General features: G+C 68.5%; 7 protein-coding genes. 4 read left to right on the top strand and 3 right to left on the bottom strand.

Features of this window, described 5'->3' with window-relative positions:
• Window positions 1-2: 2 nt before the first annotated feature.
• Genes D5S18_RS27060 through D5S18_RS27050 form a run of 3 tightly spaced genes read right to left on the bottom strand, consistent with a single transcriptional unit; the run spans window position 3 to window position 2,343 of the window.
• Complete coding sequence (locus tag D5S18_RS27060) at window positions 3-1,208, bottom strand: class-II aminoacyl-tRNA synthetase family protein (RefSeq protein ID WP_147404199.1); 1,206 nt, start codon at window positions 1,206-1,208, stop codon at window positions 3-5.
• Between the two features lie 9 nt (window positions 1,209-1,217).
• Window positions 1,218-1,457, bottom strand: a complete 240-nt coding sequence (locus tag D5S18_RS27055) for a phosphopantetheine-binding protein (protein ID WP_120043904.1) — start codon at window positions 1,455-1,457, stop codon at window positions 1,218-1,220.
• A gap of 16 nt (window positions 1,458-1,473) precedes the next feature.
• Complete coding sequence (locus D5S18_RS27050; RefSeq protein ID WP_282434894.1) at window positions 1,474-2,343, bottom strand: 3-hydroxyacyl-CoA dehydrogenase family protein; 870 nt, start codon at window positions 2,341-2,343, stop codon at window positions 1,474-1,476.
• Window positions 2,344-2,993: 650 nt separating this feature from the next.
• Here D5S18_RS27050 and D5S18_RS27045 point away from each other — a divergent pair.
• Genes D5S18_RS27045 through D5S18_RS27030 form a run of 4 tightly spaced genes read left to right on the top strand, consistent with a single transcriptional unit; the run spans window position 2,994 to window position 26,784 of the window.
• Entirely contained in the window at window positions 2,994-10,079 is a 7,086-nt protein-coding gene (locus tag D5S18_RS27045) for a type I polyketide synthase (protein WP_120043903.1), read from the top strand.
• 6 nt (window positions 10,080-10,085) lie between these two features.
• Window positions 10,086-14,522, top strand: a complete 4,437-nt coding sequence (locus tag D5S18_RS27040; protein WP_120043902.1) for a type I polyketide synthase — start codon at window positions 10,086-10,088, stop codon at window positions 14,520-14,522.
• A gap of 14 nt (window positions 14,523-14,536) precedes the next feature.
• Window positions 14,537-20,710, top strand: a complete 6,174-nt coding sequence (locus D5S18_RS27035; RefSeq protein ID WP_239004023.1) for a type I polyketide synthase — start codon at window positions 14,537-14,539, stop codon at window positions 20,708-20,710.
• Entirely contained in the window at window positions 20,707-26,784 is a 6,078-nt protein-coding gene (locus D5S18_RS27030; RefSeq protein ID WP_120043900.1) for a type I polyketide synthase, read from the top strand. Before D5S18_RS27035 ends, D5S18_RS27030 begins: the two co-directional genes overlap by 4 nt.
• Window positions 26,785-26,788: the final 4 nt, after the last annotated feature.

Raw genomic sequence — 26,788 nt, 5'->3', positions numbered from 1 at the left:
GCTTACCCAATCTCCCGGCGCACGGATTCCGGCCAGGTCGCGGTGTCGATCCCGTGCTGGCACAGGAAGGCGTAGGCCAGGCGCTCCAGGCCGAATCCGACGCAGCCACTGGACACCGGACCGCCGTCCGGGCCGTCGATGTCGAAGGATTCGCCGAAGAATCGGCCGTGCAGATTGAACGATCCCGCCGCGATGAACCGACCCGGCGCGATCGGCAGCAGCAGTTCGAACTTCAGCTCCATCATGCGCTGGGAGAAAATGCGTTCGGCCACTTCGGCATTGCCGAAGAAGTGGTCGCTGGCCACCTCGCAGCGGCCTGCCAGGCCCAATTCCTCCATGAGCGCGAAGCTCTGCCGCATCACCGCGTCGCGGCTGCGCGCGGCGTGCTCGGGTGAGCCGAGGAAGACGATCTCGCGAATCGTGAAGTCCCACAGGCGCTCCAGGCCCGCGTGGTAGCGCGATTCGAAGCGGAAGGACTTGCCGCGAGCCGTGAGGACGGTATCGCGGTCGAGCGTGTGGCCGGTGTGCTGGTGGTAGCTGTGATAGCACATGGTGGGCGGCAGGCAGTAGTCGCGATTGGCGCAGAAGTCGAAAAGCTCGTCGGGGACCCGGTTCTCGGCGCGGTAGCGGTCCGTGAAGGTGCGGTACACGTCGATGTCGTTGTGCAGTCGGGTGACGAACATGGCGAACTGCGGGAACGACGAGAAGTAGTGGAAGCGCTCCAGCACCGCGGTGGGCAGCAGGGTGGGGTAGCGGTATTCGGCGGCGTTGTCGAGGCCGAGCGCGATGGCGCGCAGGCGGCGATCGAGATAGTCGAACAGGGAGACCAGCGGTTCGCCGAAGCCGATTTGACCCTCGCCCGAGGTGAATGCCGCACCCGCGGCCACGAGTTGCGGAAAGGGATCCACGAGGGCGCTCGGCGCGATCGGGGACTGCCAGGCGACTCGCGGCGGCAGCGCGCGCTGGGTGAGGATCTCGTCGGCGACCACCCGGTTGATCTGTGCGGCGATCGCGGCGGCGTCGCCGCCCGCGAGGGTGAGGCGCACCGATTCGGTGGCGCCGTCGGTACCGACCAGTTCGAAATCCTCGATGGAATGGGAAATGAAGAAGAGTCGCTTCTTGAGCTCGGGGGTGAACTCCGCCGGTAGGCTGCGGTCCAGGCGGACGTCCACGGTCGATGCCTGACTTCTCATGGCGTGCTGGCTCATGGCATATCCCTAGACGGTCGTGACTTTGCGTTTGACCAGGTCGTCGATGCGCTCGACGGACCGGAAATGCGCGAAGTCCAGATCCGCGCCGGTGACGGCGATGCCGAACTCCTGCTCGACGAACACCACCAGCTGCATGACGAACATCGAGCGCACCAGGCCCGCGTCGAAGAGGTCGACATCGTCGCCGATCTCCGATACCGCCACATTGTCCAGGATGAACTGGCGAATGATATCCCTGCTGTCCATTGCTGCCCCTCGGCGTTTATCCGCGGTTAGTGACGGTGTAATCGAAAAAGCCACGGCCCGATTTGCGGCCGTTGAGTCCGGCGTCGACCAATTTGGTGAGCAGTGGACACGGGCGATACTTGCTGTCCTTGAATTCCTCGTACAGAACTTCGAGCGACAACAGTACCGTGTCAAGGCCGATCAGGTCGGCGGTTTCCAGCGGACCCATGGTGTGGCCGAAACATTCCACGAAGAGTCGGTCGATATCGCGGGCCGCGCCGACATTCTCCTGGAGCAGATAGACCGCCTCGTTGACGGTGAGCATCATGACCCGGTTGGTGACGAATCCGGGGGAATCATTCACCACTATGCTCTTTTTGCCCATGGCGGCGAGAAAATCCCGCGATATGTCGATGGTGGTCTCGGAGGTGTGAAAGCCACGAATGACCTCGACCGTCGGTTTGAGTGGGACCGGATTCATGAAATGCATGCCGAGCACCCGATCGGGGTGGCCGGTGAGCGCGCCGAGCCGGGTGATGGGGATCGCGGAGGTATTGACCGCGATGATGGTCTCGGTGCCGCAGATCTCGGCCATCCGCTCGTAGATCGGTCGCTTGACCAGCCACTTCTCGGTGGCATTCTCGACCACGAAATCGGTGCGGCGGATCTCGGTCAGATCGGTGGTGAACTGCGTTCCGGCCTCTATTTCGGTGCCGGTGATCGGATTGTCGCGCGCCAGAATCGAATATAGTCGCGCATCGTCGTTCAGGCGTGTCGATGCCGTTTTCAATATCTCGTCGGAAATGTCGACGAGTACGACCTCGAAACCCGCCTGGCGCAGGGCGATGGTGACGCCCCGCCCCATTACTCCGGCGCCGATGACGCCGACGGTGCCTATCTGTGTCACGCCGCTTACCTCTCTACCTTTTCTGAATTCACGAATGTGCCACACAAAGGCTGTCGCCCGGTGTGGTCGCACGCCGCGATTTATAGGATGAGAGAATCCCGGTACGCAGGTCAGGCCGCTTCATTGAAGTCTGTGTTCTTGCGGGATTCAAGGGGAGTAGGTGTGCTGCCTGGTGTTCGTATTCTGAAATATTTCACATTCGGAAGACTTGGTCCCTGGGATCTGCTCGGGATCAAACCGCCCACTCAACCCTTCAACGCTTACCGCATCGCACTGAGCGGGGCGAGCGGATTGTCCCATCCGACGGATGTGATCTTAGTCACACTTCGTGCTTCCAGATGGATGTGATAGATTTGCGACCGAAGCGATTAAGCATTGGGGATAAACAGCGGCGTATTCGTCTTCAAGATCCCGCTTCGACAATCAACAGATATTTCCGTGCGAGCGGGTCGGTATGTTTCGGGCTGGACTCGGCGATTCTCGCTGTGCCTAGGGATTGAGCCGCGCTGAAGTCTTAAGCTGCGCCGTAAGGGGTTGATCTCAAAATGCGGTACATCTGTGCCGGACGCGCGGAGGGAAAAGCGTCCGATGAATAAATCCGAACCCGCTCCGGGTGGAATGATGCACGTCGGATTATCGGTGGTCCGGCCATGAGCTGCTCCGATGGCACGGTCCATGGCCTATTCGAGCGTCGCGCGCGCGACGGCGGCGAATTCGTCGCCGTCACCGATGGCCGCCGCTCGCTGACCTATCGCGAGCTCGACCGGCTCGCCGAGCGGATCGCGGTGTGGGTGCGCGCGGCAGGCGTCGCGCCCGGCGCGGCGGTGGCGTTGCAGATGGAGCGCACGCCAGAACTGTTCGCGGCCATGCTCGGGGTGCTGAAAGCGGGTGCCCAGTACGTACCGATCGATCCGGAGGATCCGGCCGAGCGCAGGCGAATCGTGGTGGCGGATGCGGGAATTCGCGTCTGCATCGCGGACCGACCTGTCGATCTGCCCGGCGGTCTTGTCGATCTGCCCGGCGGTCCTGTCGATGTGCCCGTCGGCTCTGTCGATGTGCCCGTCGGCGAAGTCCTGATCGCCGACGAGCTGTGGAGCCGCACGGACGCAGGCGAGCGATACGAGCCGGTGTCGGTCGAGCCCGGCGCGCCCGCGTACACCATTTTCACCTCGGGCTCCACCGGCCGCCCGAAGGGCGTCGCCATGACGCACCACGCGCTGGTCAACCTGCTCACCTGGCACGAGCGCGCCCGCCCCGAGAGTTGCGCGCGGCGCACGGCCCAGGTGTGCGCGGTCAGCTTCGACTTCTCCTTCCACGAGATCTTCTCGACACTGTGCGGTGGCGGCACCCTCGTCCTCGCCGACGACCGAATGCGGCGCGACCCCTTCGCACTGGTCGAATTCCTCGCCGAGACGGGTGTCGAGCGGCTGTTCCTCCCGGTGCCGTCGCTGACCCAATTCGCCGATGCCGCAGCCGATCACGTCGCGGCCGATGGATTGGCGCTGCGCGAGGTCATCACCACGGGTGAGCGGCTGACCATCACCGCGGCCATGGTCCGGCTGTTCAACCGCACCGGAGCCTGCCTGCACAATCACTACGGTGCCACCGAATTCCAGGACGCCACGGCACACACCCTCAGCGGCGATGCCGCCGCCTGGCCGCCCGTCGCGCCGATCGGTCGCCCGATCGACAACGTCCGAGTGCACCTGCTCGACGCGGAGTTCAATCCCGTCGCCGCAGGGGAACCAGGCCAGCTGTGCATCGCGGGCGCGGGTGTCGCGGCGGGCTATCTGCGTCGCCCGGATCGCACCGCCGAACGTTTCGTGCCCGACCCGTTCGGCTCCGGCACCATGTATCTCACGGGCGATCTGGCGCGGCTCGGCGCGGACGGCACCCTCGAACACCTCGGCCGAATCGACGACCAGGTCAAGATCCGCGGCGTGCGCATCGAACCCGGCGAAATCGAGGCGCTGCTCACCGAATTCGCCGAGGTGCGCGAGGCGGCGGTGCTCGCGCACGAGGTGCGGGGGCGGCAGCGGCTGGTCGCGCATGTGGTGCTGCGCGGAACCGAGGCCGGTGCGGCGGCCCGACTGCACAGACACCTCTCGCTGCGCCTGCCCGCGCATATGCTGCCCGAGGCGTACGCGGTGCTGGCCGCCATGCCGCGCACCTCCAGCGGCAAGACCGATCGGCGCGCCCTGGTCCCGCCCGGTGCCTTCGACCGACTGCTCGACGGTGCGCTCACCCTGCCCGGCACCGCCACCGAACGCCTACTCGCCGAGGTATGGCGCGAGGTGCTGTCGTTGGACGAAATCGGCACGGACGACAGCTTTTTCGATATCGGGGGCACCTCGCTGCACCTGGTGGCGATCCAGCGCGCGCTGAGCGAGCGATTGGGCGGTATCGGCGTCGTGGATTTGTTCCGCTACCCGACGATTCGGGCCATGGCCCGCTATCTCGACGGACCAAGTGTGTCCACGCCGCGCGCCCGCCGCGGCCCGCGCCCTACCGCGCCCGCGGGCGATATCGCGATTATCGGAATGGCGGGCCGCTTTCCGGGTGCGGACGATATCGAGACCTTCTGGCGCAATCTGCGCGAGGGCGTCGAATCCATTCGGCCGCTCACGGACGCGGAACTGGAACAGGTCACGCCCGGCCTGCGCGAGCATCCCGACTATGTGCGGGCCGCCGCGACGGTGCCGGATATCGAACTGTTCGACGCGGATTTCTTCGGGATGACGGCCAAGGAGGCCGCGCTGGTCGACCCGCAGCAGCGGGTCTTCCTGGAATGCGCGTGGGAGGCGTTCGAGCGCGCGGGCTATCCGCCGGGTCCGCAGGTCGGGTCGGTCGGGGTGTTCGCGGGCGGCGGGATCAGCACCTACCTGATCAATAATCTCAACCCGCACTTCGGATTTCCCTCGGGCGGCCCGCTCATCGAGGCCGATATGCTGCAGTTCCAACTGAAGCTGGGCAACGACCGGAACTACCTGCCCACCAGGGTCTCCTACAAGCTGGACCTGCGCGGCCCGAGTATCGCCGTGCAGAGCGCGTGCTCCACCTCGCTGGTCGCGGTGCATCTGGCCGTGCGGAGCCTGCGTTCGGGCGAATGCGCGATGGCGCTCGCGGGTGGGGTGTCGATCGTGGTCCCGCAGCGGGGCGGATACCTGTTCGAGGAGGGCATGATCCGCTCGGCCGACGGTCACTGCCGGGCTTTCGATGCCGAGGCCGACGGCACCCTGTTCGGCAATGGCTGCGGCGTGGTGCTGCTCAAACCGCTCGATACCGCGCTGGCCGACGGCGACAGGGTGATCGCCGTCATCAAGGGCTCCGCCGTCAACAACGACGGCGCGGACAAGTCCGCCTTCACCGCCCCCAGCGTGGCCCGGCAGACCGAGGTGGTCGCCGACGCACTGGCCGACGCGGGCGTCGATGCCGCCGAGATCGGCTATGTGGAGGCGCACGGCACCGGGACCGCGCTCGGCGATCCCATCGAGGTGGCCGCGCTGGCCAGGGCATTCCGCGAAAGCGCGTCCGCGGAGCTGCCGAATGGCAAGTGCGCCATGGGTTCGGTGAAAACCAATATCGGCCACCTGGATGAGGCGGCCGGTATCGCCGGATTGATCAAAACCGCACTCGCACTGGAATATCGGACGCTGCCGCCGAGCCTGCACTTTCAGCGGCCCAATCCGCATATCGATTTCGCGGCGAGCCCATTCCACATCGGTGCGAGGGTGGCGCGCTGGCCCGGCGTGCCGGGGTCGCGCCGGGCCGGGGTCAGCTCATTCGGGATGGGCGGCACGAATTGCCATGTGGTGCTGGCGGAATCGGTCCGGGCGGAGCCGGATTCGACGGATGCCGCCGAGGGGCTGTTCGCGGTGAGCGCGCGGACCCCGGAGGCGCTGCGCGAACTCTGCGGGCGCTATATCGAGCTGCTGGGTGGGCCGGACACACCCCGGCTCGCCGATCTCTGCTTCACGGCGGCGGCCGGACGCAGGCATTTCGAACACCGCTTCGCCGTATACGGCCGCAGCGTCGAGGATATTCTCGGCGAGCTGAGATCCTTCGTGGCGCAGCCGATCGAGCCCGCACCCGCGCGGGGCGCGGGGCGCATCGCCTTCGTCTTCGGTGGCCAAGGCGCGCAGTACGCCGGGATGGGGCAGGCGCTCTACGCGCAGGAGCCGATCTTCCGTGCCGCCTTGGACGAATGTGCCGAACTGCTGCGCGAGGAGTTGCCGCGCCCGCTGCCGGAACTCATCCACGATGCCGACCGCATCCACGACACGGCCATCGCCCAGCCCGCGCTTTTCGCGGTCGAGTACGCGCTGGCTCGGCTGTGGGAGTCCAGGGGGGTGCGGCCGGACGCGGTCATGGGGCACAGCCTCGGCGAATATGTGGCCGCCTGTCTGGCCGGAGTGTTCGCACTGCCCGACGCGCTCGCGCTGGTCGCCGCGCGCGGGCGGCTCATGCAGGCGCTGCCGCGGATCGGGCGGATGGTGTCGATCGCGCTGGCGGAGTCCGCGGCCGCCGACCTCATCGCCGACCACGCCGACCATGTCGCCATCGCGGCCGTCAATGGTGCGGCGGCGACGGTGCTTTCGGGGCGGACGGACGCGCTCGCGGCGATCTGCGCGGAGTTGGACCGGCGGGGGATCGGCCATCGCGAGTTGACGGTTTCGCACGCCTTCCATTCCCCGCTGATGCGTCCGATGGTCGCCGAGTTCGGGCGGATCGCCGAGAAGGTGGAGTTCGCCGCGCCGACTATTCCGGTGGTGTCGAATCTGAGCGGGCGACTGGCCACCGAGGCGATCGCCACCGCCGACTATTGGGTCGACCATGTGCTGCGGCCGGTGCGTTTCGCCGACGGCGTGGCGACACTGGCCGGATTCGGGGTCGATATCTTCCTCGAGGTCGCGCCGAAACCGACCCTGCTGCATCAGATTTCGGAGGAGCTTTCGCACGCTCCGATCATGGCCCTGCCGACGCTGCGCCGGGATCGGGAGATCGAGACCCTGCTGCGCAGTACGCGGGAGCTGTATCTCGGCGGGGTCGCGATGCGTCCGGTCGGTCCGACGGGGACGGCGCGGCGGGTGCCGCTGCCCACCTATCCGTGGCAGCGCGGGCGGCACTGGATCGCGGCGCCGAGCGCGGCGGCGCCCGGAGCGGATCCGGGTCGGCCGCTGGCCGGTCGGCCCGTGGAATTGGCCGACAGCAACGAGATTCGACTGCAGGCCGCGCACGGTCCCGGCCGCCTGAGTTGGCTGGGCGACCATCGGGTATTCCAGACGATCGTCATGCCGGGCGTGGCCTACCTGGAGGCGGCGTTCGAGGCGAGCCGGGAGGCATTCGGCACCGTCGATGTCGAGCTGCGGGATTTCTTCATCCACCGCTCCATGACCTTCACCGGCGAATCCGACGAGCGCAACGCGCAGATCGTCCTGCGGCCGGAGGATATCGGCGGTCACGCGTTGCAGATCTTCTCCAAGCCCGCGCGCGGCCCGTGGACGCTGCACGCCTCCGGCCGACTCGTGGACGCCGCGGCGTCGGATGTCGTCGAACCGCTGGATGAGCTGCGGAGTCGGTTCACCACCGAGGTTCCCGTCGCGGAGATCTACCAGGGCGAGCGCGAGCGCGAAATCGATCTCGGCCCGCTGTTCCACGCCACGCGTCGATTGTGGCGGGAGGGTGCCACCTGTCTGGCGGAGCTCGAACTGCCCGAGGCGCTGCGTGCGGAGGCGAATTCCTATGTGGTGCATCCGGTTCTGATCGAGGCCTGCTTCCTGGCGTTGACGGTGACCTACCCGGAGAAGTACGGCCGCCGCACCTACGTGCCCGTCGGTGTGGGTCGGGTGCGGTCGCATTCGGGTGCGGGCGCTCCGGCGTGGTGCCATGCGCGACTGGCCCCGGCCGAGGAGGAAGATCCCGAAACCCTGCGCGGCACCCTCGATTTGTTCGACGCGGACGGCCGCGTCGTCCTGGCGATGACAGGTGTGCTGCTCAAGCGGGCCGAGCGGCAGACCATGGTCGGCAGGTCGGAGGCCGCCTGGCGCGACTGGCTGTATCGGACCTCGTGGGTGCCGCGGCCGGTATCGGCGCAAGCGCGGCCAGGTCGGTGTCTGGTGCTTTCCGATGGCGAGTTGGGGCGCGAGCTGGGACGAATCGTCGGGGCGCGCGTGGCGCCTGCCGCGACGAGTGTCGCGGAGTACCGGGATCTACTCGCGGCCGAGACGGATCTGGTGGTGGCGCTGTGGCCTGCCGAACGTACGGGCGCACCTGACGCGGTCGTCGCGGAATCGGTGCGCCTGCTTCATTTGGTGCAGGCGCTGATCGAGCGCGGCACGGGCAGGTTGTGCTTGGTCACCCGCGGCGGCGCGGCGGTCGCCGGGCGCACGGTAGCGGATCCGGTGCAGGCGGCGCTCGGCGGGCTGGCGCGGGTGATCGCGCAGGAGCAGGTGGATCTCGGCTGCACCCATATCGATCTCGATCCGGCACTGGAGGTCGCGGCCGATGCCGCGTTGCTGGCCGCCGAACTCGGTGCGTCCAGTGCTGCGGAGCAGGTTGGCTACGTGCGGGAGGTTCGCCATGTCGCCCGGCTCACGCGGGCGACTGCCAGTGCAGGCGCGGTCCCGGTCCGGCCGGATGCGACATATCTGATCACCGGCGGTCTCGGCGGACTCGGGCTCGAGACGGCGCGGCTGCTGGTCGAGCGCGGCGCGCGGCATCTGGTACTGGTCGGGCGGAGCGCGCCCGGCCCCGAGGCCGAAGCGGCGATAGCCGAACTGCGCGACGGTGGTGCGCGGGTTCGCGTCGAGTCGGTGGATATCGCCTCGGCCGCCGCTGTCACCGCCTGTCTGGCCGCGATCTCCGCCGAGTCGCCACCGCTGCGCGGTGTGTTGCACCTAGCGGGTGTGCTGGATGACGGTGTGCTGGCGGGTCAGTCGGCGGAGCGGTTCGCGAAGGTCTTGGCCGCCAAGGCGATCGGCGCGTGGCACCTGCACCGGCTGACCGAGGATCTGGACTTCTTCGTGCTGTTCTCCTCGGTGTCCTCGGCGCTGGGCACACCGGGCCAGGCGAATTACGCCGCGGCCAATGCGTTCCTGGATGGTTTGGCCTCCTACCGGCGCGGTCTCGGACTGCCCGGACTGGCGATCCAGTGGGGTTCGTGGGCCGAGAAGGGTATGAGCGCGCGGCTCGGTCTGGAAGGCAAACTCGAGCGGCTGGGTGAGGGCGTCATCCCCGTCGCGGACGGCCTCGGCGCACTCGATGCCCTGCTTCAGTCGCCGCCGTCGAGCGGGTCGGTGGCGGTGCTGCCGATCGTGTGGACCCGATACCTCGAACACCAGTCCGCTCCCGCACCGCTACTGGCGGATTTCCAGCCGACGTCCCACACCGCCGCGCCGCGCACCCGGCTGGTCGACGCGCCGCCCGGCAAGCGGCGAGCACTGCTGGAAAGCCTGGTGCGCCAGGTGGTCACCGACAGCATCGGGTCCGATATCGGACTGGACCCCAATGCCGGATTCTTCGCCCTCGGCATGGATTCGCTCACCGCCATCGAATTGCGCAACCGGTTGCAAACCGCGCTGGGATGCAGGCTCGGGCAGATGGTCGTCTTCGACTACCCCACCATCGCCTCCCTCACCGAACACCTGTGGGACCTGCTCGGCGCGGCGGAGACGGACGCGGAGTTCGATGCGACCGACGACGTGGCCAGGCAGTTGGCCAAAAAACTAGGGATCTGAACCCGTATGCCGAACCGGAACGACTCCTACGATCGTCTGCTGCGGCAGGCGCTGCACCGAATCGAAACCCTGGAGAGGGAGCTGGCCGCGGCGCGCGGTGCGGATGCGGGACGCGAGCCGATCGCCATCGTCGGTATGGGGTGCCGCTTTCCCGGCGCGCCCGATGTGGCCGGGTACTGGCGGCTGCTCACCGAGGGCGGCGACGCCATTACCGAGGTGCCGCCCGACCGCTGGGATATCGACGCCTACTACGACCCGGACCCGGACGCGCCCGGCAAGATGTCGACGCGGGCGGGCGGATTCGTCGGCGGCCCGGCCGAATTCGACGCGGCGCTGTTCGGTATCTCCGCCAAGGAGGCCGACAGTATCGATCCGCAGCAGCGACTGCTGCTCGAGGTGGCGTGGGAGGCGTTGGAGGACGCGGCGATTCCGGTGCGCGCGGTCCCGGCCGAGACCGGGGTCTTCGTCGGGATCAGCAATGTGGACTATCGCGAGGCGATGGTGGGCGCGGGCGCGCAACGGCTCGACGGCTATTTCGGGTCCGGCACCACCACCAGCACGGCGAGTGGACGACTGTCGTATTTCCTGGGCGCGACGGGGCCGGCGCTGTCGGTGGATACGGCGTGCTCGTCCTCGGCGGTCGCCATTCACCTGGCCGTGCAGAATCTGCGGGCGGGACTCTGCGATAGCGCGTTGGCGGGCGGGGTGAATCGGATCATCACCCCGCACGAGACCATCAGCCTGTCCAAGGCGCGGATGATGTCGCCGGATGGGCGCTGTAAACCGTTCGCGGCGGCGGCCGACGGCTATGTGCGCGGCGAGGGCTGCGGTGTGCTCGTGCTGCGGCGGTTGTCCGATGCCGAACGCGACGGCAATCGCGTTCTCGCCGTGGTGCGCGGCACCGCGACCAATCAGGACGGGCATCGCAGCGGGTTGACGGTTCCGCACGGGCCGTCCCAGCAGGCGGTCATCCGGGCGGCGCTGGCCGATGGCGGGGTCGCGCCGGAGTCGGTCGGCTATGTGGAGGCGCACGGCACCGGGACCGCACTGGGCGATCCGATCGAAATGGCCGCTCTCGGCGCGGTGTTCGGTGCGCATCCGTTGGTGGTGGGCTCGGTGAAGGCGAATATCGGGCACCTCGAGTCGGCGGCCGGGATCGCGGGGGTGATCAAGGCGGTGCTGTGTGTGCGGCACGGAATGATCCCACCCACACTGCATTTCGATACCCCCAATCCGCTGATCGATTGGGATGGGCTGCCGGTGCGGGTGCCCACCGAGCTGCGCGAGTGGTCTTCGGAAGGGCCGCGGGTGGCGGGGGTCAGCTCATTCGGGTTCAGCGGGACCAATTGTCACGTGATTGTCGAGGGGGTTCCCGCTCGGTCGGCGCCGGTTCTGTCGGATGACAGACCCGCGCACTTGCTGGCGCTGTCGGGGGCGACGCCCGAGGCGTTGGCGCGCGGGGCCGAGCGGATGGCGGAGTTCCTGCGCGGTGGCGTCGACCCCGCGCAGGTGTGCTTCACCGCGAACAGTGGGCGTTCCCATCTAACGCATCGCCGGTGTGTGGTCGGCGAATCCGCCGGGGAATTGGCGGATCTGCTCGCCGGACCGGACGCGGTGCGGGGCGAATCCGCGGCGGTCGCACCCGAGGTGGCGTTCCTGTTCACCGGTCAGGGCGCGCAGTATCCGGGGATGGGTAGGGAGCTGTACCGGACCCAACCCACGTTCCGGCGCGCGATCGATGCCTGCGCCGAGATTCTGGATCCACTGCTCGGACGGGACCTGGTCGGACTGCTGAATTCGGAATCCGGCGAGCTGGATTCGACGGGCCGTACGCAGCCCGCGCTGTTCGCGCTCGAGTACGCGTTGGCCGAGCTGTGGCGGTCCTGGGGTGTCGAGCCGTCGGTGCTACTCGGGCACAGCGTCGGCGAACTCGTCGCGGCCTGTGTCGCGGGGGTGTTCTCGCTGGAGGACGGGTTGCGGCTGGTCGCCGAGCGCGGGCGGCTGATGCAGGGCTTGCCTGCGGGCGGGGTCATGGTGTCGCTGCGCGGCGCGCCCGAGGTGGTGCGGCAGGTTGTCCGGGACTATCCGCTGGTCGCGGTGGCGGCGATCAATGGGCCGCAGGAGGTGGTGATCTCCGGAGACCGTCGGCAGGTCGAAGCGGCCGTGGCGGAACTGGTGCGGGTGGGGCTGACGGGCCGGGAGTTGCGGGTGTCGCACGCCTTTCACTCACCGCTCATGTCGTCGATCGCCACGCCACTGGCGGAGGCGGCCGGGCGTATCACCTACGCGATGCCGCGAATTCCCTTGATTTCCAATGTGACCGGAGAACTGGCCGGGGCGCAGGTGTGCGATCCCGAGTATTGGGTGCGGCACGCGATGGCTCCCGTGCTGTTCGCCGATGGGCTCGGCGCCGCCTATGCGGCGGGCGCGCGGGCTTTCGTCGAAATCGGGCCGCGGCCGGTGCTTTTGGGATTGGGGCGCGGCATTCTTCCCGATGATGTGGTTCGCCTGCCCAGTCTTCGACCGGATCGGGAGTGGGCGGAACTGCTCGGCAGTCTGGCGGCGCTGCATGTGCGGGGTGTGCCCGTGGACTGGTCGGCCTTCGACGGCGACTATCGGCGGGGTCGGGAGTTCGTGGCGATCCCGAGCTATCCCTTTCAGCGGGAACGGCATTGGTTCGCGGCGGACTCGGCGTCCTCGGACGGGTGGTTGGTGCGGACGCGGTGGGCGCCGGTCGATGCGGAGCCCGCGGCGGTGTCCACCGAATCCGGGTGGGTGATCGTCTGCGGGGACGATGATTTCGCCGAGCGGTTGGCGTTGGCGGTCGATGCCGATGTCAGCATTGTCGGTGGGCCGGGAGAAGTGGCGCGGTTGTCCGCGCGGCGGGTGGTTTTCCTGGCCGATACCGGCGCGGCGGAGCTGCCCGACCGGGTCGAGCGGTTGACCGGTCGCCTGCTGGAGCTTGTCGCGGTGTTGGCGAAGTCGACCACCCCGGTACGACTTTCGGTGGTGACGCGAGGTGCACACGTCATCGTGCCTGACGATCGTCCCGATCCGGCGCATACGGCGCTGTGGGGTCTGGTGCGGACGATCGCCGCCGAATATCCCGAATTGGCGGTGACGGCTGTCGATTTCGGCGCCGATCCCGCCGATCCGGATGCCCGGTTGCTCGATCTCGCGAATTGGCAGGGGGCCGTGCGCGCGGGAGTTCGGTATGCGCCCGTATTGACCACAGGGACAGAGCCTTCCGCGAGTATGCCCGGCTCCTCGGTGCGGTCGGACGGAAGCTATTTGGTGACGGGCGGTTCGGGCGGTCTCGGACTGGTCGTCGCGCGGCGACTGGCGGAATTGGGCGCGGGATGTGTGGTCCTGGCGTCCAGGAGCGGCGCCGTCGCGGCCGAGGCCATCGCGGAGATCCGTGGTCTCGGAACACTCGTCCAGGTGGTGGCGGGGGATGTGCGGGTCGAGGCCGATGTGCGCCGCATGGTGCGAACCTGCACGGACACCCTGCCGCTGCGCGGTGTGGTGCATGCGGCGGGCGTGCTGGACGACGGCCCGCTCGAGGACCAGTCGCCCACTCGAATCGCGGGTGTGCTCGGTCCGAAGGTGCGGGGTGCGTGGCTGTTGGATCGGGCGACTCGGGGATCCTCGCTCGACTTCTTCGTGGCCTACTCCTCGCTCGCCTCGCTCCTGCCCACCTACGGGTCGGGCGGATACGGTGCGGCCAATGCCTTTCTGGACGGTCTGATGGCACTGCGGCGCGCGCAGGATCTGCCGGGTTTGGCGATCAATTGGGGTCCCTGGGCCGAAATCGGGATGGCCGCAGGGGAATCCGCGCAGTACGAGGCGATCGGGCTGCGCACGATCGCGCCGCGGGATGGCGGCGAACTGGCGATGCGGTTGGCCACCGGTCCGGCATCCGAGGCGGCGATCGGGGTGATTCCCGCCGACTGGGGGAAGCTGGCGCGCTCGCTCATCGGGTTGGTTCCCGCGGGCTATCTCACCGATCTCGCCGGTCCGCAGCAGGTGGCGGTAGTCGCGCCCACCTTGCTTCGGGAGTTGGCCGCGGCGGCGGACCAGCGCGAATTCCTCGATGAGCAGGTCGGTCGGATCCTGCGCGACGTGTTGCGCTCCCGCACCCCGATCGGCCCTCGGCAGGGTTTCGCGAGCCTCGGTATGGATTCGCTGCTCGCGGTGGAGTTCAGCGAACGGCTCTCGGTGGCCTTCGAGGTGCCGCTGGCGGCCATCGCGGCCTTCAGCTATCCGACCCTCGAGGAGATGGTGGCGCATCTGGCCGCCGAACTCGGCATCGACGAGCGGGTGGCCGCGGCCGAGCCCGCGCTATCACCCGACCATCCGGCGCCGCCCGAACCCGCGGGCGCCTCCGCCGCCGAGTTGATCGCGCGGGCCGCCGCGAAGTTCCGTCAGCACCAGAACTCATGAAAGGCGCGGGGAACGTGTCGAATACACCCACCGGGCCGGAGGCCGACCTGCTCGAATCGCTGCGCCGGTCGCTGGCGGTGATCGAGAAGCTCGAGGGTGAGCTGGCCGAAACGCACGAGGACATCGCGATTGTCGGCATGTCGTGCCGTTTTCCCGGCGCCGATGGCATCGACGAATACTGGGAGTTGCTGCGCGACGGGGTCGATGCCATCACCGAAGTGCCTTCGGATCGCTGGGATATCGACGCGATCTACGATCCGGACCCGGACGCGCCCGGCAAGCTGTACACCCGCTACGGCGGCTTCGTGGACGGGGTCGACCGCTTCGATCCGCTGTTCTTCGGCATTTCGCCGAAGGAGGCCGCGCGGATGGATCCGCAGCAGCGACTGTTGCTCGAGGTCGCGTGGGAGGCGCTCGAGGATGCGGGATATCCGGTCGGCGCGCTGCGCGGCAGCGCGACCGGCGTGTACGTGGGCATCGCCGAGAACGACTACGCGCGGCTGATCGAGCAGGCGCACGGCGACCGGCTCGACCACTACGACGCCACCGGCACCGGATTCTGTTTCGCGGCGGGCCGGTTGTCGCATGTGCTCGGCCTGCGCGGGCCGAATGTCGCCATGGACACGGGCTGCTCGAGTTCGCTGCTGGCCATTCATCAGGCGGTGAACGCGTTGCGGCTCAACGAATGCGGGATGGCGCTGGCGGGTGGGGTGCATCTGCGACTGGCGCCCACCACCTCGTTCTCCCTCGCCCGGACCAAGGCGCTGGCCCCGGACGGCCGCTGCAAGACCTTCGACGCCGCCGCCGATGGCTTCGGACGCAGCGAGGGCTGCGGTGTGCTGGTGCTCAAGCGGCTCTCGCGGGCGCGGCGCGACGGGGATCGAGTGCTGGCCGTGATCAAGGGTTCGGCCGTCAATCACGACGGACCCGCGAGCGGATTCACCGTCCCGAGCGAACGGGCGCAGGTCGAATTGATTCGCGCCGCACTGGCCAACGCCCGGATCGCGCCCGAGCAGGTCGGATTCGTCGAGGCGCACGGGACCGGCACCGAACTCGGCGATCCGATCGAGGTCAGTGCGCTGGCAACGGTTTTCGGCAAACGTCCGCTGGTGCTCGGCGCGGTCAAGAGCAATATCGGACATACCGAGGGCGCGGCCGGGGTGGCGGGCGTGATCAAGGCGGTGCTGGCGCTGCGGCACGGCGTGATCCCACCGAATGTGCACTTCACCCGGCCCAATCCGTATATCGACTGGGAGGCGGCGCCTTTCGTCGTGCCCACACGGCCGACGCCGTGGTCGGGGTCGAAGGTGGCCGGGGTCAGCTCCTTCGGGATGAGCGGCAGCAATGCCCATATCGTGCTGGCCGAAGCGGAAACCGTCGCGGTGCCCGCGCCGGTCGAGCGGGCGCGGCACGTGTTGACGCTGTCGGGGCGGACCGAGACCGCGCTCGCGGACGCCGTCGCGCGGATGGCGACTTTTCTGAGGGAGACCGACGCCGCGCTATCGGATATCTGCTTCACCGCCGCGGCCCGCCGGGACCATTTCGAGTATCGGCGGGCCGTCTTCGGTCGTTCCAAGGCGGAGCTCGCCGAGCGACTGAGGGACGGGCATGGAGTAGCCGGGCAGGCGCCGACGCATCGGGCGCGACCGAAGGTCGTATTCCTGTGCACCGGACAGGGTTCGCAGTACCGGGGGATGGGCCGGGAACTGTATCGGACCGAACCGGTCTTCCGGACCGCGCTCGAGCGGTGCGCCGCGGTGCTGGACCGGCATTCGGATCGGCCGCTGATCGATATCCTCGGCCTGGTCGAAAACGGCGATGCACCAGTGGATTTGGATGTCACCGGATACACCCAGCCCGCCCTGTTCGCGCTCGAGTTCGCGCTGGTCGAACTGTGGGGATCATGGGGAGTTCGGCCCGATATCGTGCTCGGGCACAGTGTGGGCGGGCTGGTGGCGGCCTGTGTCGCCGGGGTGTGTCCGCTCGAAGACGCGCTGCTGTTCATTGCCCGGCGTGGGCGGTTGATGCAGGAATTGCCCCCTGGCGGGGCCATGGTCTCGGTGCGGGCGCCGGAGAAGACGGTCGCCGACCTTCTCGCCGGGCGGGAACAGGTTTCGATCGCCGCGGTCAATACGCCGGATGAGGTGGTGGTATCCGGTGCGGCCGCCGCGGTGGACGCGGTGGTAGCGGAATTGACGGCGGCCGGTGTGCGTTCTCGCCCGCTGACGGTGTCGCATGCCTTCCACTCGCCGCTCATGGAGCCGGTGGCGCAACCGCTGCGCGCCGCGGCGAAGCAGGTGCGATTCTCGCGTGGCCGCCTCGCCGTGGTGTCCGAACTGACCGGCGAGCTGGCGGAGCCGGAACTGCTCGCCGATCCGGATTACTGGGTGCGACACGCGCTTTCGCCGGTGCGCTTCGCCGACGCGGTGCGGGCGGCCTACGGTGCGGGCGGCCGCGTCTTCCTCGAGATCGGCCCCAAGCCGGTATTGGTCGGATTGGGGCAGCAGTGTTTGACGCAGGACGAACTCGCCGACACCGTGTGGGTGCCGAGCCTGCGGCCGCAGCGCGACACCGAGGAGATGGCGGCGGCCGTCGCGGCACTGCACGTCAATGGGGTCGATATGGCGTGGGAAGGGATCGAGGGCGGTCGGCGGGTTCGGATACCCGGCTATCCCTTTCAGCGCGAGCGGCATTGGTTCGCACCGCCCGAGGGCATGCCGAGGCGGGTCGCACGGGTGCGACCGCTGCTCGATTCCGAGATTCGGTTGGCGGCCAGGCAATTGACGGTCTTCCAGACCGAGATGAGTTTGCGGACGCTGCCGCTGTTGCGCGCGCACGTGGTCGATGGCGCCTTCGTCGCGCCCGCCGCGCATCATCTGGCGATGGTGGCCAGTGCCGTCGGTGCACCGGATCGGATAGTCCTCGGTGACATCGTATTTCCGCGTCCGCTCGTGGTGCCCGACGAAGGTGCGCGGACCGTGCAGGTCGAACTGTCCACCGTGCGCGGAAACGAGTTCCAGGTGCTGGGCGCGGAATCCGAGGTCTTCGCGACCGGGTCGGTCAGCGATGGGGAAGTCGGTCCTCGGGTGGTGGATATCGCCGAACTGCGGCGCAGGATGACCACCGAAATCGAGCGCGATGCCCTGTATGCGCGACTGTTCGAGCGGCGGATCGAGTTGGGTGCGGCCTTCCGGTGGCTGGATCGGATCTGGGTCGGCGCGGACGAGGCATTGGCACTGGTGAGCGCGCCGTCCGGAATCGAGTTGGACGGCCCGATTCACCCCGGTCTGCTCGACGGGCTATTCCAACTGACCGAGGCGGTCGCCTTCGCCGACGGAGTCGTGGAAGACGGTGCCCGCCTGCCATTTTCGGTGCGCAGACTGGGCATGACGCCCGCGATCGAGGCGCGGGCGCGCTGGGCGCATGCCCGACGGGTCGATGGGCGATGGGATATCGACCTGCTCGACGACCAGGGCGAGGTGCTCGTCGAGATCGCGGGATTCGAGGATCGAATCGCGGCATCGACGGCGAAACCGGCCTGGGCCGAATGGTTGACGCGGGTGCGCTGGGTGGCGGCTGCCGAGGGTGCCGAGCCGACACCGACCGGGAATTGGCTGGTGGTGTGCGCCGCGGCGGAACACGACCGGCTCGCCCGAGCGCTCGGCGCGGACACCGTCTTCGTCACCGAGCCGGGGGAACTCGCGGATTCGGCCGGGATCGCGCTACCGGAGACCATCGATCGGGTGCTGTTCGCGGCGGATTCCGAGTCCGAATTCGCCGCACACGCAACGCATCTGGTGACAGGGCTGTTCACGCTCGCTCAGCTGCTGACAGATCGGCCCACACCCCCTCGGCTGCATATTCGCACCAGGCTCGGGCAGCAGGTGCTTGCGACCGATCGGCCCGATCCGGCGCAGACCGCGCTGTGGGGAATGGTGCGCGTCATCGCGGCCGAGTACCCCGAATTGCGATGCCTCGCGGTCGATATCGACCCCGAAGCGGATCTCGCGACGGCCTTCGCGACCGACCACCGCTACAGCGCCGTGCGCGACGGTGTCCGCTACACGCCGGTCTCCGAATCGGTCGACGCGCCCGCGTCGGATCCCCAGCGCTTGGCACTCAGCGACTATGGTTCGCCGGACAACCTGATCGTCGAGGCCGGGCCGCGTGTCGAACCCGCCGCCGCCGAGGTGGAAATCGCGGTGCGGGCCGCAGGGCTGAACTTCCGTGATGTGCTGCTCTCGCTCGGCATGATGCGCGAGCACTACGGGACCGAACGGCCCGCCCGCGATATCCCGCTCGGCTTCGAATGCGCGGGCGAGGTGACGGCTGTGGGCGAGGCGGTGTCCGGACTGTCCGTCGGCGATCGGGTCATGGCCATGGTCGAGGGCGGTTTCGCCGACTATGTCACCGCGCCCGCGGGTTCGGTCGCACCGATTCCGGCGGGGCTGAATTTCGCCGAGGCGGCCACGGTGCCACTCGCCTTCCTCACCGCCCAGTACGCCCTGACCAGGCTGGCCGGATTGCGGTCGGGGGAGAGCGTTTTGATTCACGCGGCCGCAGGCGGTGTCGGTCAAGCGGCCGTGCAGATCGCCCAGCGGATCGGCGCGCGGATCTACGCCACCGCGGGCGCGGGCAAGCGCGATGCGGTGCGCGCGCTCGGGGTCGAGACGGTATTCGATTCGCGTAGTGCGTCTTTCGCGCAGGATCTGCTCGCGGCCACCTCGGGGCGCGGTGTCGACGTGGTGCTGAACAGTCTGACCGGCGAATTCATCGAGGCGGGTGTCTCGGTGGTGGCCGCCGGGGGGCGCTTCGTGGAGTTGGGCAAGCTCGGCATCTGGTCCGAGGCGCGGATGCGCGAAATACGGCCGGATATCGGCTATTTCGCCTTCGACCTCGGCGATGACGGCGAAGCCGATCCGGATCTGATTGCGGGTCTGCTGACCGAATTGGGCGCGGGTTTCGCCGCCGGATCGCTGCGACCGTTGCCCATGACGGTGTTCTCGAGTAGCGAGGCGGCCAGGGCCTACGGGTTCATGCAGCGGGCCAAGCACATCGGCAAGGTTGTTTTGGCCTTCGATCGTCCCGCCGCGGTGCGCGGCGATGGAAGTTACCTGGTGACAGGCGGTTTGGGTGGGATCGGTCTGCTGGTGGCGCGTCGGCTGGCCGAACTCGGTGCCGGACGGATCGTGCTCATGTCGCGGTCCGAACCCTCGCAGGCAGCGGCGGCGGTGATTTCCGCCCTAGAGGCCCTCCCTGCGTCGCATGGCGACCGCCGCGTCGCGGTCTCGGTGGTGACAGGGGATGTGCGTTCCGAGGCCGACGTGGCGCGCGCCGTGCGGGAATGCGGCGGCGCGCTGCGCGGGGTGATCCATGCCGCAGGCGTGTTGAACGACGGCGTACTGGTAGGGCAGTCGGTAGAGCGAATTCGAGAGGTGTTGGGGCCGAAGGTAATCGGCGGCGCGCTGCTCGACCGGGCCACCCGCGCGATCCCGCTGGACTTCTTCGTCGCCTTCTCCTCCATCGCCGCACTGCTGGAGGAGGGCGGGCAGGGCGGCTACGGCGCGGCCAACGCCTTCCTGGACGGATTGATGGCGCGACGCCGGGCCGAGGGGCTGCCCGGTTTGGCGATCAACTGGGGTCCGTGGGCCGAGGTCGGTATGGCGGCCGGACTGGAGGAGCGGCTGGTTCGCGCCGGTTCGGACATGATTCCCCCGCAACAGGGGATCGATGCCCTGATGGCACTGGTCGGCACCGGCCGACAGTTGGCGGTCGTACCGACCCGGCGCACACCGCAACAGGTGGTAGCGGCACCGGTCGGGTTGGCAGGCCAATTGGCCTCGGCGGCTCCGGAGGATCGAATAGACCTGCTGGACAACTACTTCCGCGAACTCCTCACCGACCTGCTCGACCTGCCGCCCGGCTACCGGATCGATCCGCACGCGGCCTTCCAGGATCTCGGCATGGACTCGCTGATGGTGGTCGAACTGCGCAACCGCCTGCAACACGACCTCGATATCGCCCTGGCCACCACCGTGGCCTTCGACTACCCGACCGTCGACGCCCTACGCGGGCACCTGCGCACCCGGCTCGAACCGCCCGACCCGGACCTGGCGCTCGACGATGTCCGCCTGCTCGTCGACCAGGAACTGGACCTGCTCAGCGCCGACGAGGAGGCGACCCCGTGACCGACACCGCCGACGCCGCCCGTCTGCACAAGGCGCTCACCGCCATCCGCACCCTGCGCGGTCGGGTGCGCGAACTCGAACAGGACCGCGACCAGCCCATCGCCGTCATCGGCATGGCCTGCCGCTTCCCGGCCGCACCCGATCCGGACGCCTACTGGCGGTTGCTCGACGCGGGCGGCGAGGGTATCGGCGATATCCCGGCCGACCGCTGGCCTGTCGCGGAATACTATGACCCGCAGCGCAATACACCGGGCAGAATGTACTGCCGCCGCGGCGGGTTCCTCGACGATATCGCGGGCTTCGACGCCGCCTTCTTCGGGATCGCGCCGCGCGAGGCCAAACGGATGGACCCCCAGCAGCGGTTGCTGCTCGAACTCGCCTGGGAGGCGCTGGAAGACTCCGGCCGCGACCCGCGCGCCATGAGCGGTAGCCGCACCGGGGTCTTCGTCGGCGTCTCCGAGGCGGAATACCTGCGGCGCATGCGGGACGAGAGCGGTGACCCGGTACAGATGTACGACGCCACCGGCAACGCGCTCAGTGTCGCGGGCGGACGCCTCGCCTACTGCCTCGGCCTGCGCGGTCCCAACCTGACCCTCGATACCGCCTGTTCGTCGGCGCTGGTCGCGGTGCACCTGGCGGTGGCCGGCCTGCGTGCGGGCGAATCCACGCTCGCGCTGGCGGGCGGTGCGAGCCTGATGCTGTCCCCGGAGACCTTCGTCGCCTTCTGCGACGGTTCCGCGCTGGCCGCCGACGGGCGCTGCAAGACCTTCGACGCCGCCGCCGACGGATACGCACGCGGCGAGGGCGCGGGCATGGTGGTGCTCAAACGCCTCGCCGACGCGCGCGCGGACGGCGATCCGGTGCACGCCGTCATCCGGGGCACCGCGCTGAACCAGGACGGCAGGACGAACGGACTGACCGCCCCCAATGGGCTCGCCCAGCGCGATGTCATCCGGCAGGCGCTCACCCAAGCGGGCCTCGCGCCCGCCGAAGTCGCCTACATCGAGGCGCACGGCACCGGAACCCCGCTCGGCGACACCATCGAAATCGGTGCGCTCGGCACTGTTTTCGCCGATCGGGGCGAGTCCGGCCCCCTGCTCGTCGGCTCCGCCAAGACCAATATCGGTCACCTGGAAGCCGCGGCGGGCATGGCGGGCCTGCTCAAAGCGATCCTGATGTTGCGCCACCGTCGCATCCCGCCGCACCGCAATCTGAGTCGGCCCAATCCGCAGATCCCGTGGGGGGATTTGCCCATCGAGGTGCCGACCGAATCGCGCGAACTGCCCGACGGCGCGATCGGTGTGAGCGCGTTCGGGTTCAGCGGGACCAATGCGCATATCGTGCTCACGGCCGCGACGGATTCCGCGGTGCCCGAGGGTGATTCGGTGTCCGCCCCGGTGCGTACGGAGGATCGCCCCCGGCACGTGCTGCGGTTGTCGGCTCGTTCGTCGGAGGCGTTGCGGGACCTGGCGGCTCGGTATGCGGCCGTGGTACGCGGCGATGCGGCGCCCTTCGCCGACGTGTGTTTCACGGCCGGGGTGGCGCGGTCGGCCCACAGCCATCGGCTCGCCGTGCACGCGGCGTCCGGAAGTGAGGCGGCGGAGCAGCTTTCGGCCTTCGCGGCGGGGCAGCGGGCGCGGGTGGCGGTGGGGGAGGCCACCGAGGAACCGAAGGTCGCGTTCCTGTTCACCGGGCAGGGGTCACAGCATGCGGGGATGGGGCGACTGCTGTTCGAGACTCAGCCCGGATTCCGGCGGACGCTGCTGACCTGCGACGAGATATTGCGGGATGTGCTGCAGGTGCCGCTGCTCGAGGTGCTGTACCCGGATCCCGGCGGCGCGCACGCGGAGTTGATCGAGCGGACCGCCTACGCCCAGCCCGCTATCTTCGCGCTGGAATACGCACTGGCGCAGCTGTGGGGTTCCTGGGGTGTGCGGCCGCATGTGGTGCTCGGCCACAGCACGGGGGAGTACGCGGCGGCCTGTGTCGCAGGATGTTTCGGACTCGAGGACGGGCTGCGGCTGATCGCGCGCCGCGCGCGGCTGATCGAGGACGCGACCTCCGGCGGGGCCACGGCGGCGGTGCTCGCGCCGGTCGAGCAGATCGCCGAGATACTGGACCGCAGGCCCGAAGTGAGTGTGGCAGGCATCAACGGGCCGCGCGAGACCCTGATCGCCGGAGTCGCGGACGCGGTGGCCGAGGTGCTGGCCGAGTTGCGCGCGGCCGGGATCGACGCGCTCGCGGTGAAGGTGCCACACGCACCGCATTCGCCGATGATCGAACCGGTGCTCGATGAATTCGAGGCGGCGGCGGGGCGAATCGCGTTCGCGGCGCCTCGGATTCGGATGATCTCGAATGTCACCGGTGCGGCGGTGGACGCTGTCGACGCGGGCTACTGGCGCAGCCATATGCGCGAGCCGGTGCGGTTCGCCCAGGGGATGGCGGTGCTCGCCGAGCAGGGGTGTGCCGCGGTGCTGGAACTCGGGTCGCAACCGGTATTGCAGCTCCTCGGCCGCCAGAGTTGGTCCGGGCCGCCGGTGCGCTGGCTGTCCTCGCTGTGGGAGGGCCGCGACGACTGGAAACAGTTGCTGCACAGTGTCGGCGAACTCTATGCGGCGGGCGTCGAGATCGACTGGGCCGGTTTCGATCGCGACTACCCGAGGCGGCGCGTCCCCGCCCCGACCTATCCGTTCCAACGCACCCACCACTGGTTCACCCGGAAGGAAGGTACGGCCGTGCACCCGACCATCACCCGCACCGAACCCGCCGCCCGCCACGCCTCGATCCTGCAGACCCTGCGCGAACAGCTCGGTGCGGCGCTGGAACTCGCACCCGAATCCATCTCCGCGACCGCCACTTTCATCGATCTGGGCGCGGACTCGCTGACCCTCATGCGCGTCATCCAGGACATGATCGACCGGTACGGTGTCACTCTCACGCTGGCCCGCCTCTTCGACGACCTGGATACTCCGCAGGCCGTGGCGGCGCACCTCGATCAATCGCTGCCCGACGAAGTTCCGGGATCGGAACAAGTGACGACGCAGAATTTCGCACAGGCACAGGCCGCCGGCTCGGTGCCGGTCGATGGAAATGGTACGGCCGTCTCCCGCTCTGCGATGCGGCCTGTGGGACAACCCGCACCGATCGCCGATGGTCGGTTGGTTGCTGGATCTGCCGCGGGAGCGGGTGTTTCCGCAGCGGTGACCGGCGTGCCATCGACTCCCGCTGCCGCCAACTCACTTGCCGAGGCAGGCGATCTGCGGGCACTGTTCGCCGCGCAGATGGACCTCATGGCTCGGCAATTGGATTTGCTCGCCGGGCACGGTGGGGCGAACGCACCGACGACGACGCCGCCGATCAACACGAAAAGCCCTGTTCCGCAGCGGAACACAACCGCACAGGCGGCTCCTACACCGGCACGCCAACTGACCGATCAGCAGCGAGAACACCTCGACGCGCTGCTCACCCACTATCGCGAGCGCACCGCCGGTTCACACAATCGGGTGGTGACGCACCGGGCTCGCCGTGCCGATACGCGAATGCGATCGGTGCGACCCGAGACGCGGTCGGTGTGCTATCCGATCATCGGGGAACGGGCCGACGGCGCCTACTTCTGGGATGTGGACGGCAACAAGTACGTGGATATCGCCATGGGCGTCGGGGTCCTGCTATGCGGTCACAATCCGCCGTTCGTGACCGAAGCGGTCGCGGCGCAACTGGAATTGGCCTTGCAGACCGGGCCGATCTCGGCCCTCGCGGACGAGGTCGCCGACCTGGTGTGCGAGTTGACCGGGATGGAACGCGTGTTCTTCACGGTGACCGGGACCGATGCCGTGCGCGGCGCGCTGCGCATGGCGCAGGCGGCCACCGGCAGATCGCGATTCGTCATGTTCTCCGGTTCGTATCACGGACAGGACGATCGAGTGCTGGCGGTGCCGGATGTACTCGGCAGCCCGGAGAACTCGCTGCCGATGGCGCCGGGTATCTCACCCGGCGCGGCGGCCGATCCGCTTATCCTGACCTACGGTTCGGACGCGGCGCTCGCGGCGATCGAGGCGCACGCGCACGAGTTGGCGGGTGTACTGGTGGAGCCGGTGCAGAGTCGCAATCCGACCCTGCAACCCGCGCGATTCCTGCACCGCCTGCGCGAGCTGACGACGCGTCTGGATCTGCCGCTGATCTTCGACGAGGTGATCACCGGGTTCCGGGTGGGTCCGGGCGGGGCGCAGGAATACTTCGGTGTCCGAGCCGATTTGGCCGCCTATGGCAAGACCGTCGGCGGTGGGATGGCGGTCGGGGTGGTCGCGGGCCGCAAGGAGTATCTGGCGCAGGTCGACGGCGGCGATTGGGTGGATGGTCCCGGTCCCGATCCGGACAGCCCGAAGACCTATATCGGCAGCACCTTCGAGATGCATCCGCTGACCATGGCGTCCACCAGGGCCGTACTGCGGCACCTGCGCGCCGCGGGTCCGGCGCTGCAGGAGGAGTTGAGCGCCCGCACCTCGGGGCTGGTCGAACGGCTCAATGCGCTGTTCGACGCGCAGGAGGTGCCCATTCGGGTGCTGCACTTCGCCTCGGTCTTCCGCTTCGCCTGGAAGGGCAATGCCAGCTACGCCTATCAGCCGCTGGAGATCGAGGTCTTCCATCTGCATCTGATCGCGCGCGGCATCTACATCTGGGAGGGGCGCACCTGCTTCCTGTCCACCGCGCATACCGATGCGGCGCTGGACGCGATCGTCGACGCGGTGACCGACACCATCGCCGCGATGCGGACGGGCGGATTCCTGCCCGCCCGTAGCGAACTCGCCCTCGGTGTGGAGCAGCGCGCGCTGTTGACGCTGGACCAGTCGGACGCACCGGCCTGGACGGTCGCCGAACACCTCGAACTGCGCGGGCCGCTGGATATGCCCGCACTGCGCCGCGCCGTCGGGACGGTGGTGGGCAGGCATGAGGCGCTGCGCACCCTGTTCGTGGACGGCCGCCCGGAATTGTCCGAGGTGGAGGTTCCGGTGGAGGCGGTCGATCCGACCGGAAGCCATGAGGATGCGGTCACCGCCTGGTGGCAGGCCGCCCTGGCCGAACCGTTCGATCTGGCGAAGGGGCCGCTGCTGCGGGTATCGGCGCTGCGTCTGGAACCGGAGTCGCATCGCCTGGCGCTGATCACCCACCATATCTGCGCCGACGGTTGGTCCATGGCGACGATCCTGGAGGAGTTGGCCGCCTGCTACACGGCCGAGCGCACCGGCCGCCCCGCCGCGCTCGCCGCGCCGAAGCAGTATCGCGATTTCCTTGCCTGGCAACAGGATCGGGCCGCCGACCTTTCCACGGCAGCGGACTACTGGCGGTCCCGCTTCGCCGACGACTTCCCGAATACCGGGCTGCCAACGGCTGCCGACCGGACCGGGCAGACCTGCGGCGCGCGCCACACCTTCACCCTCGACGCCGAACTCTGCGACCGCGTAAGGGATTTGGGTCGCGGTTCGAAAGCCACCCTGTTCGTCTGCCTGCTCGCCGCCTACGGCCTGACCATCCACCAGTTGACCGATGCGGACGATATTGTCATCGGCACCCCGCAGGCCAACAGGTCCTTCCGGGGCAGCGAATCGATCGTCGGCTACTGCGCCCATTTCCTGCCGGTGCGCAGCCTGCGGCAACCGGAGATGTCACTGGCCGACTATCTGGCCACGATCCGGGAGTCGGTCCTGGCCGCCTTCGCCCATCAAGAGGCGCCCTTCGCGAAAGTCCGCGAAGTCGCCGGATTCGGCGAAAGGCCCTTCCCGGAACCGCTGCGCACCGTATTCAACCTGGACCGCGCCATCCCGGTCCCGGAATTCGACGGACTGACCGGCGAATTCCGTCCGGTGCCCGCCGAATTCGCGCTGGTCGAGTTCCGGATGGACGGTATCGAGGTCGACGGCGGTGTTCGCATCGACTGCGACTACCGCACCGATCTGTTCTCCGCGCCCACGGTGCGCGCCTGGTGCGCCCACTTCCGCGCGGTGCTCGAGGAGTTGGTGCGCGACGCGGCGCAACCGGTAACGGCACTGCCCGCCGCGCCCGACGCAAGTCGCTGAAAGG

Source organism: Nocardia panacis (assembly GCF_003598715.1).
GTDB lineage: Bacteria > Actinomycetota > Actinomycetes > Mycobacteriales > Mycobacteriaceae > Nocardia > Nocardia panacis.
Note: the sequence above shows the minus strand (reverse complement) of the source record. Positions and strands in the feature narration are given on the sequence as shown.